This is a genomic window from Streptomyces sp. NPDC048612 (assembly GCF_043199295.1).
Lineage (GTDB): Bacteria > Actinomycetota > Actinomycetes > Streptomycetales > Streptomycetaceae > Streptomyces.
In genome coordinates, this window is record NZ_JBICVV010000016.1 from 93431 (window position 1) to 106890 (window position 13460).

A 13460-nucleotide genomic window follows, 5' to 3' on the forward strand; every position below is an offset into this window, starting at 1 on the left:
GCGACTAGTGGAAGGTCAGCGTCTCCAGGGCGCCCGCCGCGGGCCGGTCGAGGAGGACGGCCGAGCGGAAGCCCTCCGGCAGCCGGGCCGACTCCGCGGCGCCGACCAGCCGGCCCACCGCCCCGCGGTGGCGTGCGAAGGCGTACCCGGACACCCCGCGCCCCCGTGACTCCTGGCCGGAGAGCGCCACCTCGGGTGCCACGTCGAGCAGCACCAGATGCGCCCCGCGGCCGCCGCGCAGCGCCGCGCGGGCGATCCAGCGGCGCACCCACGCCAGCGTTCCGCAGTCGTGCACCACCACGCTGTGACCGGAGCGCAGCGCGCGGCCCAGAGTCAGATAGTGGGCGGCCCGCACCAGCGGGCGGTAGAGGCCGTACGGCAGCCGGCGCAGCCTGCCGCGCTCCCAGCGCTCGCGGACGTCCTGCGAGTCGATGCGGTACACCTCGGCGCCGCGCCCGTCCAGGGGCGGTACGACGCGGTGCATGAAGGTGCTCTTGCCGCTGCCCGGCAGTCCGGAGACCACCACCAGGTCGCCGGCCGGGAACCGCAGCTCGGCGGCGCCCGGGGCCCGCGCCTCGCCCCGCAGGTCCACGACGGCTGCGCCGCGCCCCGGCCGGAGGACGGACCGCGACGCACGGCCGGCCCGGGTCCTGGCGGCGGACGGCGCCGCCGGCGCGGCGCCCGGGGGCACGACCCCTGAAGTCGCCCCGAATGCCGCTTCACTGTGCACCGTGATCGCCCTCCCCGCCCGTTCTGGTCCGGTTTGGTTCCGTCCCCTACCCGCAGAGTGTCAAGAAAAGGTAATGCCCATCAAGGTGATTGTGCGATCCGCCCATGTCGTGGACGGTACGGCGGCTGGGGCTCCTTTATCCGGCGTTCCCGTGTAATGATGTGGCCGCCACGTGCACATCACAGCTCACCCGTGCACCGCCAACTGCATACCGGCCGCTTGTAACCTGCGCGGGAGAGTCCCCGGCCGTGATGGCGGGGCGCCGAAGGAGCAAGTCCTCCCTTGAATCTCTCAGGCCCCTATACCGCGCGGGCGAGGCAGATCTGAAAAGCGAGCCGCAGCCCGAGGGCCGGCTCCACCCAAGGTGCAAACCGGGTCCGTTCGCGGTATCCCGGTGAACCTCTCAGGTTCCGATGACAGATGGGGAGAACGTCTTGTCACCCCTGCCTGGGAGCCCAGAACCATGACTGATGCCCCCCGTCGTACCTCCCGCCCGTCTCCCACCACCACCCTTGCCGGAGACGCTGCGCGCCGCACCACCGCTCTCGATGCCACCCATCGCGCGCTCGGCGCGACCATGACCGACTTCGCCGGCTGGGACATGCCGCTGCGCTACAGCAGCGAGCGCGACGAACATGTCGCCGTCCGCACCCGCGCCGGCCTCTTCGACCTCTCCCACATGGGCGAGATCACCGTCACCGGCCCGCAGGCCGCCGATCTCCTCGACTACGCGCTGGTCGGCAACATCGGCGGCGTCAAGACGGGCCGCGCCCGCTACACCATGATCTGCGAGGAGGCCGGCGGCATCCTCGACGACCTGATCGTCTACCGGCTCGCCGAGCAGGAGTACATGGTCGTCGCCAACGCCTCCAACGCCCAGGTGGTGCTGGACGCGCTGACCGCGCGGGCGGGCGGCTTCGACGCCGCGATCCGCGACGACCGGGACGCCTACGCGCTGCTCGCGGTGCAGGGCCCGGAGTCCCCCGGCATCCTCAAGCAGGTCACCGACGCCGACCTGGACGGCCTGAAGTACTACGCGGGCCTGCCCGGCACCGTCGCCGGCGTCGAGGCGCTGATCGCCCGTACCGGCTACACCGGCGAGGACGGCTTCGAGCTGTTCGTCCGGCCGGCCGACGCGGTCGCCCTCTGGGAGGCGCTGACCGCGGCGGGCAAGGACGCCGGGCTGGTGCCCTGCGGGCTGTCCTGCCGGGACACCCTGCGCCTGGAGGCGGGCATGCCGCTGTACGGGCACGAGCTGACCACCGCGACCACGCCGTTCGACGCGGGCCTGGGCCGGGTCGTGAAGTTCGAGAAGACCTCCAACGGCGGTAACTTCGTGGGCCGCGCGGCGCTGGCCACGGCCGCCGAGCGCGCGGAGACCCAGCCGCCGCGCAAGCTGGTCGGACTGATCGCCGAGGGCCGCCGGGTGCCGCGCGCCGGATACCCGGTCGTCACGGCCGACGGCACGGTCATCGGCGAGGTCACCTCCGGGGCCCCGTCCCCCACGCTCGGCAAGCCCGTCGCCATCGCCTATGTCGACGCGGCGTACGCCACGCCGGGCACCGAGGGTGTCTGTGTGGACATCCGTGGAAGCCATGAGCCGTACGAGGTCACCGCTCTGCCGTTCTACAAGCGGCAGAAGTAGCGGCCACCGGCGGCGGCGCGCACCCCGTGTCCCGCCACCCCCGGACCTGCCCCGGACCCGCTCCGGGTGGGGGGTCCCCCAGCGGTAGCCGGGGGAGTGCCCCCCTTCACGATCACACCCTCGCGTACAGGAGAATCGAGCCATGAGCAACCCCCAGCAGCTGCGCTACAGCAAGGAGCACGAGTGGCTGTCGGGCGCCGAGGACGGCGCCTCGACGGTCGGCATCACCGAGCACGCGGCCAACGCGCTCGGCGACGTCGTGTTCGTCCAGCTCCCTGAGGTCGGTTCCACGGTCGCGGCGGGCGAGACCTGCGGCGAGCTGGAGTCGACGAAGTCGGTCAGCGACCTCTACTCGCCCGTCGACGGTGAGATCACCGCGATCAACGAGGACGTCGTCGCCGACCCCTCGCTGGTGAACTCCGCCCCGTTCGAGGGCGGTTGGCTGTTCAAGGTGAAGATCAGCGGCGAGCCGGGCGACCTGCTCTCGGCCGACGAGTACGCCGCCTTCATCCAGAGCTGAGCCCCGGCTCGCCCCCGCTCCCGGCGTCGCCCGGACGGGGGACCTCCGACCCGCCACCGCCCGTGCGGAAGCCCCCCGGACCCCGTCCGGGGGCCCCGCGCACCGCCTGACTCCCCAGGAAGATCTCATGTCGCTTCTGAACAGCTCCCTCCATGAGCTCGACCCCGACGTCGCCGCCGCCGTCGACGCCGAGCTCCACCGCCAGCAGTCCACCCTCGAAATGATCGCGTCGGAGAACTTCGCCCCCGTCGCCGTCATGGAGGCCCAGGGCTCCGTCCTCACCAACAAGTACGCCGAGGGCTACCCCGGCCGCCGCTACTACGGCGGCTGTGAGCACGTCGACGTGGTCGAGCAGATCGCCATCGACCGCATCAAGGCGCTCTTCGGCGCCGAGGCCGCGAACGTCCAGCCGCACTCCGGTGCGCAGGCCAACGCCGCCGCCATGTTCGCCCTCATCAAGCCGGGCGACACCATCCTGGGCCTCAACCTCGCCCACGGCGGCCACCTCACCCACGGCATGAAGATCAACTTCTCCGGCAAGCTCTACAACGTGGTGCCCTACCACGTCGACGAGAAGTCGAACCTGGTCGACATGGAGGAGGTCGAGCGCCTCGCCAAGGAGCACCGTCCCAAGCTGATCGTGGCCGGCTGGTCCGCCTACCCGCGCCAGCTCGACTTCGCCGCCTTCCGCCGGATCGCCGACGAGGTGGGTGCCTACCTCATGGTCGACATGGCGCACTTCGCCGGCCTGGTCGCGGCGGGTCTGCACCCCTCCCCCGTGCCGCACGCCCACGTGGTCACCACCACCACCCACAAGACCCTCGGCGGTCCCCGCGGCGGTGTGATCCTGTCCACCCAGGAGCTGGCCAAGAAGATCAACTCCGCGGTCTTCCCCGGCCAGCAGGGCGGCCCGCTGGAGCACGTCATCGCCGCCAAGGCCGTCTCCTTCAAGGTCGCCGCGTCCGAGGACTTCAAGGAGCGCCAGCAGCGCACCCTGGACGGCGCCCGCATCCTGGCCGAGCGCCTCGTCCAGGACGACGTCAAGGAGCACGGCGTCTCGGTGCTGTCCGGCGGCACCGACGTCCACCTCGTCCTGGTCGACCTGCGCGACTCCGAGCTGGACGGCCAGCAGGCCGAGGACCTCCTCCACGAGCTCGGCATCACCGTCAACCGCAACGCGATCCCGAACGACCCGCGCCCGCCGATGGTCACCTCCGGCCTGCGGATCGGCACCCCGGCCCTGGCCACCCGCGGCTTCCAGGCCGAGGACTTCCGCGAGGTCGCCGACATCATCGCCGAGGCCCTCAAGCCCGGCTACGACGCCGAGGCCCTCAAGGCCCGGGTCACCGCGCTCGCGGGGAAGTTCCCGCTCTACCCGGCGCTGTGACGCGTCTCATGCGGTGATCTCCCGGACCGCCGGCTGACGGCGGTCCGGGCGTGAACGGGCCGTGAGCCCGGGGCTGTTGGCCCCGGGCTCACGGTGTGCGGGGGCCGGTGCGCGCCGGGGCGCCGGCAGTGCGGTGCCATTCTCGTCATTTGGCCGAAATAAGGTGTCGGCGGCATACGTCAACGGCCCTTCGGCAGCGAGGGGGCATGCGGCACCACCAGGACGGACGACACTTTCCATGGACATGAGCGCCGGCGGGCGCAAGGGGCTCAGCCTCTTCGCCCTGATCATGATCGGCATAGGCTCGATCTTCGGCTCCGGATGGCTCTTCGGAGCCGGCTCCGCCGCCCAGGTGGCGGGCCCCGCCGCACTGGTCGCCTGGGTGATCGGCGTGATCTTCATCGGCATGATCGCGATGTCGTACGCGGAGGTCGGCTCCGCCTACCCGATCCCCGGCGGGATGGCCCGCTACGGTCACCTCTCGCACGGCCCGGTCCTCGGCTTCCTCACCGGCTGGGCGGTGTGGATCGCGACCGCCTCACTGATCCCGATCGAGTCGATCGCGGCCACCCAGTACATGACGTCCTGGAGCTTCGACTGGGCGAAGGGCCTGGTCGATCCGGCCACCCATCAGCTGACCCTGTCCGGCACCGCGATGGCGCTGGTGCTGACCCTCGCGCTCTGGCTGACCTGCTTCTGGTCGGTCCAGCTGCTGGCCCGCGCCAACACGGTGCTCACCCTGGTCAAGTTCGCCATCCCGGTGCTGGCGGTGGTCGCCCTGATCGGGTCCGGCTTCCACACCTCGAACTTCACCGCGCACGGCGGCTTCGCCCCGTACGGCTGGCCGGCCGTGCTCACCGCCGTCACCACCTGCGGTGTGGTCTTCGCCTTCAACGGCTTCCAGGCCGTGGTCAACCTCGGCGGGGCCGCCAAGAACCCGGGCCGGGCCATCCCGCTCGCCCTGGTCGGCGCGCTCGCGCTGGGCCTGGTGATCTACCTGGCGCTGCAGGCCGCGTACCTCGGTTCGGTGCCGCCGGAGCTGCTGGAGCGGTCCGGCGGCTGGCAGGGCGTGAACCTCAACTCGCCGTTCGCCGACCTGGCGGGGCTGCTGATGCTGCACTGGGTGGTCACCATGCTCCAGTTCGGCGCCTTCATCTCGCCGGCCGGGTCCAACATCGCCAATGTCGCCTCGGCCGCCTACATGGTCACCAACCTCGCCGAGACCGGGTTCTTCCCCCGGAAGCTGGCGGCCGTGCACCCCCGCTACGGCACCGCCCGCCCCGCGATGTGGCTCAACCTCGGCTTCTCCGTCCTGCTGCTGCTCACCGTCGGCCGCAGCTGGCAGGCGCTGGCCGGGGTGGTCTCGGCGGCCATGGTCATCTCGTATCTGATCGGCCCGGTCGCGGTGGGCGTGCTGCGGCGGACCCGCCCGGACCTGCCCCGTCCGTTCCGGCTGCCGGCCGCCGGGGTGCTGTGCCCGGTCACCTTCGCCTTCGCCGCCTGCGCGCTGTACTGGTCGAAGTGGCCGGAGACCGGCAAGATCACGGTGCTGACGCTGGTGTCCGCGCCGGTCGCCGCCGTGGTGCTGTGGCGCCGGGACCGGACCGCACGGGGCAACGGCGCTTCCGGCGAGGGCGGCCGGGCGGCGGGCCTGCTGCGGCAGTTCGCCCCGGCCTGGTGGATGATCCTCTTCCTGGTGTGGACGGCCACGGTCTCCGCGCTGGGCGGCGAGGAGTTCGGCGGCCGGGGTCTCCTCCCTGGCGAGCTGGGCACCGCTGTGATCGCGGTCACCGCCCCGCTCTTCTACTTCTGGGCGGTGCGCTCCGGGGTCAGGGCCCACGCACGGGGCCTGACCGGCGAGCCGTCCCCCGCCGAAACCGCCCCGGCACCCACCGTCACCTCCCACGACGAGGACCGGATGGTCTCCGTCTGACGGCACCGCGCCGGGTCCGCGTTACGCTCGGAAACCGGCGCAGAATCTCCCCTTCACCCCCAGCTCCACCGTCCATCACGAGCAGACAAGGGAGTCCGCCTCCGTGGCCATCTCCGTCTTCGACCTCTTCTCCATCGGCATCGGCCCCTCCAGCTCGCACACCGTGGGCCCGATGCGCGCCGCCCGGATGTTCGTCGGGCGCCTCAAGAAGGACGGCCTGCTCTCCGAGACGGTCCGCGTGCGCGCCGAGCTCTTCGGCTCGCTCGGCGCCACCGGCCACGGCCACGGCACCCCCAAGGCCGTCCTCCTCGGCCTGGAGGGCCACTCCCCCCGGACCGTCGACGTGGAATCCGCCGACGACGAGGTGGAGCGCATCCGCACCACCAAGCGGCTGCGGCTGCTGGGCGCGGAAATAGGCGCCGCCCACGAGATCGACTTCGACGAGTCGAACGAGCTGATCCTGCACCGCCGCCGCGCGCTGCCCTACCACGCGAACGGCATGACGCTCTTCGCCTACGACGGCGCGGGCGCCCCCCTGCTGGAGAAGACGTACTACTCGGTGGGCGGCGGCTTCGTCGTCGACGAGGACGCCGTCGCCGGCGAGAACCCGATCGTGCCCGACGACACGGTCCTGACCCACCCCTTCCGCACCGGCGACGAGCTGCTGCGGCTGGCCCGGGACACCGGCCTGTCCATCTCGGCCCTGATGATGGAGAACGAGAAGGCCTGGCGCACCGAGGACGAGATCCGCGCCGGACTGCTGGAGATCTGGCAGGTCATGCAGAGCTGTGTGAGCCGCGGGATGAGCCGCGAGGGCATCCTGCCCGGCGGGCTGAAGGTCCGCCGCCGCGCGGCCCACTCCGCCCGCCAGCTGCGTTCCGAAGGTGACGCGACCGCCCACGCCATGGAGTGGACCACCCTCTACGCGATGGCCGTGAACGAGGAGAACGCGGCCGGCGGCCGGGTGGTGACCGCCCCCACCAACGGCGCGGCCGGCATCATTCCCGCCGTCCTGCACTACTACGTCAACTTCGTGCCCGGCGCCGACGAGGAAGGCGTCATCCGCTTCCTGCTCGCGGCCGGCGCCATCGGCATGCTCTTCAAGGAGAACGCCTCGATCTCCGGCGCCGAGGTCGGCTGCCAGGGCGAGGTCGGCTCCGCCTGCTCCATGGCCGCCGGCGGCCTCGCCGAGGTCCTGGGCGGCTCCCCCGAGCAGGTCGAGAACGCCGCCGAGATCGGCATGGAACACAACCTGGGCCTGACCTGCGACCCGGTCGGCGGCCTGGTCCAGATCCCGTGCATCGAGCGCAACGGCATGGCCGCGGTCAAGGCCGTCACCGCCGCCCGCATGGCACTGCGCGGCGACGGCCGCCACCACGTCTCCCTCGACAAGGTCATCAAGACCATGAAGGACACCGGCGCCGACATGAGCGTCAAGTACAAGGAGACGGCCCGGGGCGGGCTGGCGGTGAACATCATCGAGTGCTGAGTCGGAGGCCCTGACCGGCGCGCGGGTTTCCTCCGGCGCCGTCAGGGCCTTTTCTCTGCCCACGTGACGGCAGGTCCCGGGGGGCGCGCGTCCCCGGGGGACTCATCACGCCGGCCTCTCGGTGAAGCCCTCGCCCTCCGGCTGCCGCCGGCACTCCAGGAGCATCTTCACGGCGAGGCGCTCCGTACGGTCGGGGCTTCCGCGGAGGCGGTGCATGAAGATCCATCGGCCGTCCTCGTGCACCCCGGCGAAGGCCGAGGCGTCGCGGGTCGCCCCCAGGTGCCACAGGGCCTGCCCGCCGCGCTGCCAGGCCGGGGCCGGATCGCCCAGGACCCGGTCGACGGCGAGGCCGACCACGAGGCGGGCAGCGGTGCTGGGGGTGGCCCACAGTCCGCCGGCCGGCAGGATCGGCCCCGACATGGTCCAGGTGCGCCGGGGGCGTCCGAGGAGGCCCGTCGCCACGAGACGCCGGCCGGAGGGCGGTTCGGCGGTGGCCGCGCCCGCCGGCAGCCCCAGAGGGGCGAGCACGTGTGCGTCGGTGAGCTGCTGGAAGGTGCGGCCGGTGGAGGCGGTGAGAACGTGACCGAGCACCGCGTAGCCGAGGTTGGAGTACTCCTTGCTGCCCACCGTCCCGGTGATCGCCTTGTCCAGGCCGCGCAACACCTCGTGCAGGACAGGCTCCGTGAAGGACGCGTAGGGGTCGAGCGCGGAGGTTTCCGTACCGGGAGGGAGTCTGGGGAGACCGGAGGTGTGCTCGGCGAGGTGGCGGAGAGTGACTCCGGTGCCTTTCGGCACCTCGTCCAGCCGGTGTTCGAGCGGTTCGTCCAGGCTCAGCTCCCCCGCTTCGGCGAGCTGGGTCAGGACGGTGCCGGTCACCAGCTTGGTGAGGGAACCCAACTCGACAAACATGTCCACACGGTGACCATGTGTCACGTAGTCACGGATTCCACTGCTCCCCAAAACGCAGGTGGGCACTGGCACAGCAGTCACTCCCCTCAGGCATCGGGCAGGCCGTCGCTCCCGCGAGCGAGGCATTGGTTCTGCCCGCTCTTCATAGCCCCGGCAGCGACCGGGGCCGGAGTGCCTTCCCGCTGTTGGCCGAATGTCCCGGCCAACAGGCGTGAAGTGGGCGCGAAGACTTCGGCCCCGCGCCCAGGGGCTCCGTGCCCCGGGGCGCCGTGCCTGAGCCGCTATCTGCCGATCTCCCAGGCGAAGGGCGGCAGTTCGCGGGCCCGGGAGTAGACCTCCAGGGCCTGTGGCGCGGGGACGAAGGGGTGGACGCGGGCGCCTTCGAGGCCGGCCAGCAGGCGGGCGCAGTGGTGCACGCAGCCGGCGGACTCCCGGCCGTGCCGGTCGACGATGGTGGCGGCATCCCGCGGCCCCTCGCACGGTGTGGGGTCCGCGGCGACGGCGGCCGGGCAACGGGCACGGTCCGCGGCCCGCCGCGACGGCGGAGTGTCGAGTGGCTGGTTCATCGGTGCGTTCCCCCTGAGCTTGCGGTGGTGCCTGCGGTGAGCGGCGCCGGGCGGGACGGCCTCGCCGTTCCTGGCCGCCCAGGACAGTGCTGCTCGGCGCGGAACACGTCCATGCCGCCTTGGGGAAGACCTGGACCGATCGTCAGCTCTTCATGGGAATGGGGGTCGTGGGGCGCCCTCGGGCCCGGTCGGGAGCCGTTGGGCCGACCCGGTCGGGAGCTGTCGGACCGGCCCGCTCACGGGCCGCCGGCCACGCCCGGTCTGCGGCCTCCGGACCGGCCCGGCGAGGAGTCGTCCCGGCGGCGGAGGGCGAACGGCTCCAACAGCAGCGCCAGGGCGAGGAGTCCGGCCGCCAGGAACCAGCCGCCGAGGACATCGCCGGGCCAGTGGACGCCCAGACAGACGCGGGTGAGCCCGACTCCGGCGGCCCAGAGGGCCAGCACCGCGCACCAGGTGCGGGCCACGGCGGGGCGGGCGCGCCGGGCGATGCCCCAGGCCAGGATGCCGGCGGCCAGCGCCGCCGTGGTGGTGTGGCCGGAGGGGAAGGCGTACCCGTCGGCGGACACCGACCAGTCGGCGCCCGGCGGGCGGGGGCGGGCGAGCAGCTCCATCAGGCCGTAACGGATCGCCTGGCCGACGGCCAGGACGGCGACGGCGCAGCCCACCGCGCGCAGCCGGCCACGCGCCCGCCGTCCGGCCAGCAGACCGGCGAGCACCGCCATCAGATACGGGACCGGCCCGCTGCCGGTGGCGGTCAGCGCCCGCGCCACGGAGAGCGACGGCTCCCCCTGATGCGCGGCGGCCCAGCGGACGGCGGCCCGTTCCGCGGCGAGCGGGGTGCCGTTCCGTACGGACACGGTCAGGGCCGTGGCGGCGAAGAGTGCCGCACAGATGGCGGCGAAGGTGAGGAGGGCGGCGGTGGAGGGACGGCGGCCCGGCGGCCGGGGGCGCGGGGCGGGCTCGGGTCCCGGCTCCTCCGCCGCGGGTCCCGGTTCCGGCCCCGGCCCCGGCCCGGACGGCGTCACGGCCCAGCCACCGAAGAGCCCGGCCGGACGCGAAGCACGGGCCCCTGCCGGACGCATAGCAAGGCGACGGCAGCGCGCCCGTACGCAGCCCGCGGACCCCCTGTCACCTGCGCAAACGCGATGGCCACGGCCATGTCAGCGGCCCCTCCCATAATGGGTTGCGGGCCTGCCGTACGACCGGCCCGACCGACTACGGTGACAACCGACTACAGCCCGTAGACGATCTACGGCACTGTAGACGACGCGGAGGTGGGGCGTTCGATGGCGGAGACCTCACCCGTGCCGCGGCGCCCGTCCGGTGAGCTGGAGGCGAGCGTGCTCACGGTGCTCTGGGCGGCCGAGGGGCCGCTGAGCCCCGCCGAGGTACAGCGCGCACTGGGCAGGCGGCTCGCGCGCACCACCGTCACCACGATCCTCACCCGGCTGCACGACAAGGGCGCCGTCTCCCGCTCCCGGGCCGGCCGCGGCTTCGCGTACTCGCCCCTACAGGACTCCGCGGGCCTGACCGCCCGGCGGATGCACGGCGAACTGGCCAAACAGACCGACCGCGGCACCGCGCTCGCCCGCTTCGTCGCCCAACTGACCAGCGAGGACGCGCAGTTGCTTCGGGCCCTCCTGGAGACGGCGGGGGACGACACCCCTGAGGGGCCGGAGGGCCCGCGGCCCGGCCCCGGTACGGCACCGTGATCCTGGCCCCGTTAGCCGCCCTGTGAGCGCGAGACCTCAGGTTCCTGCTGCTCGGCGGCCGTTCGGGCGGACAACAGCCGCAGCGCGTCGGCCGAGGCGCCGTCGTTGGGTGTGTAGACCTCGAGCCGGTGGTCGGGGCTCTCGGGCTGGAGCCATACCTGGTAGTCGACGTCGACCGCTCCGACCGTTGGGTGGTGCAGACGCATGCCGCCCACGGTGCAGTCCGCGACATCGCCCTTGGCCCATAGTGCGGCGAAGTCGTGGCTGCGCATGGCGAGTTCGCCGATGAGTTCGGCCAACCGGGCGTCGGTGGGATACCTGCCCGCGGTGAGCCGCAGGTAGGCGACGTGGGTGCGGGCCAGTTCGGCCCAGTTCCGATGCAAGTCGCGGGTGAGGGAGTCGAGGAAGAACATCCGGGGGACGGACGGGCGTCGCGCGAGATCCTGGGGCGCGTCGAAGTCGACGTGTTCCGCCATGAGGGCATGACCGGTGCGGTTCCAGGCCAGCACGTCTCCACGGCGGCCGAGCACGACGGCCGGCACGGTCTCCCCCAGGGAAGCCAGCAGCGCCAGTACGCGGGGGTGCGGCCTTTCGGGGCGGGGACGGACCAGGCGGGACATGGTGGGCTGACGGGCGAGGTTGTGAAGGTGGGCGGTCTCGACCGGACCGAGCTGGAGCACACCCGCGAGCGCGTCGAGGACCTGCCTGGAGGCCGTACCGGCCTGGCCTTGTTCCAGCCGTGTGTAGTAGCCGGCACTCACACCGGCCAGGTGTGCCAGCTCCTCGCGGCGAAGTCCCTTTACCCGGCGGGCGGTTCCGTAGGTGCGCAGTCCGGCGGCGGCGGGGGTGACCCGGTCGCGGCGGCTCCTGAGATAGGCCCCGAGGCTCTCCAGCTCCATGACTGCGAGCGTAGGCGCGACGGTCCGCTCCTGGGTGTCCCTGACAGGTGTACCCATGACGCTGGGCTGGTTGCCGGGCGGAGGGCACCGCACCGTCAGAGGCATGAATGAACGGCGTGCTTCTCACCCACCCGGCCTGCGGGCGTGGCTCGGCCTGCTGGTGGTGCTCGGCCCGGTCCTGCTGGTCGCGATGGACGGTTCGGTCCTGTTCCTGGCGATGCCCGCGGTTGCCGAGGCACTGTCGCCGAGCGCCGACCAGACGTTGTGGATCTTGGATGTCTACGGGTTCGCGGTGGGGTCCCTGCTCATCGCGTTCGGGAGCGTCGGCGACCGCTACGGGCGGCTGAAGCTGCTGATGGCCGGCGCGGCGCTGTTCGGTGCCGGCTCGACGGGCGCGGCGTTCGCCCCCGGACCGGAACTGCTGATCGCGTTCCGGGCGCTGATGGGCGTGGCCGGTGCCACGCTGCTGCCATCGGCGCTGGCGGTACTCGGCGCGCTGTTCACCGACCCACGCCGGCGGGCGAGCGCGATCGGGATCTTCGCGGCCACCTTCGCCGCCGGGTTCGCGGTCGGCCCGGCCCTCGGCGGACAGCTGCTGAACCACTTCTGGTGGGGATCGGTCTTCCTGCTCAATCTCCCCGTCGTCCTGCTGTTCCTGCTGCTGGCCCCGGTCCTGCTGCGCGAGGTACCCACCACCCGGAGCAGCCGCATCGACGTTCTGAGCGTTCCGCTCTCCGCCGCGGGCATCCTGCTGACCGTCTACGCGATCAAGCACGCCGCCGCAGCGGGACCGACAGCGAAAACGGTGGCCACAGGGGTCGTCGGCGCCGTCACCCTGGGGTGGTTCGCCAGGCGGCAGCTCCGCCTCGCACACCCGCTGCTCGACTTCCGCCTCTTCCGCGACCGGGTGTTCACGATCGCGGCCCTCACCGGGCTGCTGCCGCTGGCCGCGTGGTCGGCGGTGGCCTACCTCGGCGGCATCTACCTCCAGTCCGTCCTCAGGCTGTCCGTTCTCAAGGCGGCTCTCGTCGCGCTCCCCGGCGCCGCCGTGCTCACCGTCACCTGCGTCGTCACACCGGCGCTGGCCGCACGTATCGGCACCCGCGCCGCGCTCGTCACCTGCCATGTCCTCATCGCCGCAGGTTCGCTTCCGCTGCTGCTCACCAGCGCTTCCGGCGGGACCGGTTGGTACCTCGTGTCCACCGTCGTCGCCGGCGTCGGCTACGGCATCTCCTTCAGCCTCGTCGCCGACACCGCCGTCGCTGCGGTTCCCGCAGCACGCGCCGGGTCCGCGGCAGCGATCGCCGAGACCGGCAACGAGATCGGCAACGCCCTCGGGATCGCGCTCCTCGGCTCGCTGGCCGCCCTCGTCTTCCGGCTCCGGGGACCGGACGTCGCCGGCACCCTCAGCGAGACACTCCAGATCCCCGGCCTCGCGCCTGCGGTGATCACTGACGCGAAGAGCGCCTTCGTCAGCGGTCTGCACGCCGCCTCCGCCGTCGCGGGCGTCCTGCACGGCGCACTCGCCGTGTTCGCCCTGCGCTGGATTCCGAGAACCCGCGCAGTCACCGGCGATGGCACTTTCACGCAGCCCGTGGCCCCTGACACCGTCGAAGACAGCAGCATGCGATGACCGAAGCCAACTCCCCCGCGTAAGGAGGGCCGACGAC

The 13460-nt window shown here is 72.4% G+C and carries 12 protein-coding genes and 1 riboswitch; of the genes, 7 read left to right on the forward strand and 5 right to left on the reverse strand.

The features are described 5' to 3' along the window. Nucleotides 1–4 precede the first annotated feature (4 nt). Nucleotides 5–691 carry an AAA family ATPase gene (locus ACGFN2_RS23470; RefSeq protein WP_393363456.1) on the reverse strand — a complete coding sequence of 229 codons (687 nt, stop codon included), beginning with the start codon at nucleotides 689–691 and terminating at the stop codon, nucleotides 5–7. A 260-nt stretch (nucleotides 692–951) separates the two neighbouring features. Continuing rightward, nucleotides 952–1047: riboswitch (glycine riboswitch) on the forward strand. Nucleotides 1048–1193: 146 nt separating this feature from the next. Here ACGFN2_RS23470 and gcvT point away from each other — a divergent pair. From gcvT to ACGFN2_RS23495, 5 genes are all read left to right on the forward strand, one after another. After that, on the forward strand, nucleotides 1194–2375 hold the full coding sequence (gcvT, locus tag ACGFN2_RS23475; RefSeq protein ID WP_393363459.1) for a glycine cleavage system aminomethyltransferase GcvT: 1182 nt from the start codon (nucleotides 1194–1196) through the stop codon (nucleotides 2373–2375). A 142-nt stretch (nucleotides 2376–2517) separates the two neighbouring features. Beyond that, nucleotides 2518–2895, forward strand: a complete 378-nt coding sequence (gcvH, locus tag ACGFN2_RS23480) for a glycine cleavage system protein GcvH (RefSeq protein ID WP_362608805.1) — start codon at nucleotides 2518–2520, stop codon at nucleotides 2893–2895. A gap of 127 nt (nucleotides 2896–3022) precedes the next feature. Beyond that, the gene (gene glyA, locus ACGFN2_RS23485; protein WP_362608806.1) at nucleotides 3023–4282 is read left to right on the forward strand and encodes a serine hydroxymethyltransferase; all 1260 of its coding nucleotides are present in this window, start codon (nucleotides 3023–3025) and stop codon (nucleotides 4280–4282) included. A gap of 238 nt (nucleotides 4283–4520) precedes the next feature. Beyond that, a complete protein-coding gene (locus tag ACGFN2_RS23490) occupies nucleotides 4521–6215 on the forward strand; it encodes an APC family permease (protein WP_393363463.1) in 1695 nt (564 codons plus the stop codon). A 103-nt stretch (nucleotides 6216–6318) separates the two neighbouring features. Then, on the forward strand, nucleotides 6319–7704 hold the full coding sequence (locus tag ACGFN2_RS23495) for an L-serine ammonia-lyase (RefSeq protein ID WP_393363466.1): 1386 nt from the start codon (nucleotides 6319–6321) through the stop codon (nucleotides 7702–7704). A gap of 105 nt (nucleotides 7705–7809) precedes the next feature. Here the strand turns inward: ACGFN2_RS23495 and ACGFN2_RS23500 are convergent, their stop codons facing one another. The 3 genes from ACGFN2_RS23500 to ACGFN2_RS23510 form a co-directional block, all read right to left on the reverse strand. After that, entirely contained in the window at nucleotides 7810–8613 is an 804-nt protein-coding gene (locus ACGFN2_RS23500) for a serine hydrolase domain-containing protein (protein ID WP_393363469.1), read from the reverse strand. A gap of 281 nt (nucleotides 8614–8894) precedes the next feature. Further along, nucleotides 8895–9179, reverse strand: coding sequence for a hypothetical protein (locus ACGFN2_RS23505; RefSeq protein WP_362614516.1), 285 nt, complete (start codon nucleotides 9177–9179; stop codon nucleotides 8895–8897). A 236-nt stretch (nucleotides 9180–9415) separates the two neighbouring features. Continuing rightward, entirely contained in the window at nucleotides 9416–10204 is a 789-nt protein-coding gene (locus tag ACGFN2_RS23510) for a phosphatase PAP2 family protein (protein WP_393363472.1), read from the reverse strand. A gap of 261 nt (nucleotides 10205–10465) precedes the next feature. Here ACGFN2_RS23510 and ACGFN2_RS23515 point away from each other — a divergent pair, with 261 nt between their 5' ends. Then, complete coding sequence (locus ACGFN2_RS23515; protein ID WP_393363475.1) at nucleotides 10466–10891, forward strand: BlaI/MecI/CopY family transcriptional regulator; 426 nt, start codon at nucleotides 10466–10468, stop codon at nucleotides 10889–10891. An 11-nt stretch (nucleotides 10892–10902) separates the two neighbouring features. On the opposite strand, the gene ACGFN2_RS23520 is transcribed toward ACGFN2_RS23515, so the two are convergent. After that, entirely contained in the window at nucleotides 10903–11790 is an 888-nt protein-coding gene (locus tag ACGFN2_RS23520) for a helix-turn-helix transcriptional regulator (RefSeq protein WP_393363478.1), read from the reverse strand. Between the two features lie 103 nt (nucleotides 11791–11893). Between ACGFN2_RS23520 and ACGFN2_RS23525 the strand changes: the two genes are divergently transcribed. Further along, nucleotides 11894–13423, forward strand: coding sequence for an MFS transporter (locus ACGFN2_RS23525; RefSeq protein ID WP_393363481.1), 1530 nt, complete (start codon nucleotides 11894–11896; stop codon nucleotides 13421–13423). Nucleotides 13424–13460: the final 37 nt, after the last annotated feature.

What these genes read in the sequence shown, in the direction of transcription:
- gcvT (WP_393363459.1), top strand. Translation starts at nt 1,194, where the DNA reads ATGACTGATGCCCCCCGTCGTACCTCCCGCCCGTCTCCCACCACCACC.
- gcvH (WP_362608805.1), top strand. Translation starts at nt 2,518, where the DNA reads ATGAGCAACCCCCAGCAGCTGCGCTACAGCAAGGAGCACGAGTGGCTG.
- glyA (WP_362608806.1), top strand. Translation starts at nt 3,023, where the DNA reads ATGTCGCTTCTGAACAGCTCCCTCCATGAGCTCGACCCCGACGTCGCC.
- ACGFN2_RS23490 (WP_393363463.1), top strand. Translation starts at nt 4,521, where the DNA reads ATGGACATGAGCGCCGGCGGGCGCAAGGGGCTCAGCCTCTTCGCCCTG.
- ACGFN2_RS23500 (WP_393363469.1), bottom strand. Translation starts at nt 8,613, where the DNA reads ATGTTTGTCGAGTTGGGTTCCCTCACCAAGCTGGTGACCGGCACCGTC.
- ACGFN2_RS23505 (WP_362614516.1), bottom strand. Translation starts at nt 9,179, where the DNA reads ATGAACCAGCCACTCGACACTCCGCCGTCGCGGCGGGCCGCGGACCGT.
- ACGFN2_RS23515 (WP_393363475.1), top strand. Translation starts at nt 10,466, where the DNA reads ATGGCGGAGACCTCACCCGTGCCGCGGCGCCCGTCCGGTGAGCTGGAG.
- ACGFN2_RS23520 (WP_393363478.1), bottom strand. Translation starts at nt 11,790, where the DNA reads ATGGAGCTGGAGAGCCTCGGGGCCTATCTCAGGAGCCGCCGCGACCGG.
- ACGFN2_RS23525 (WP_393363481.1), top strand. Translation starts at nt 11,894, where the DNA reads ATGAATGAACGGCGTGCTTCTCACCCACCCGGCCTGCGGGCGTGGCTC.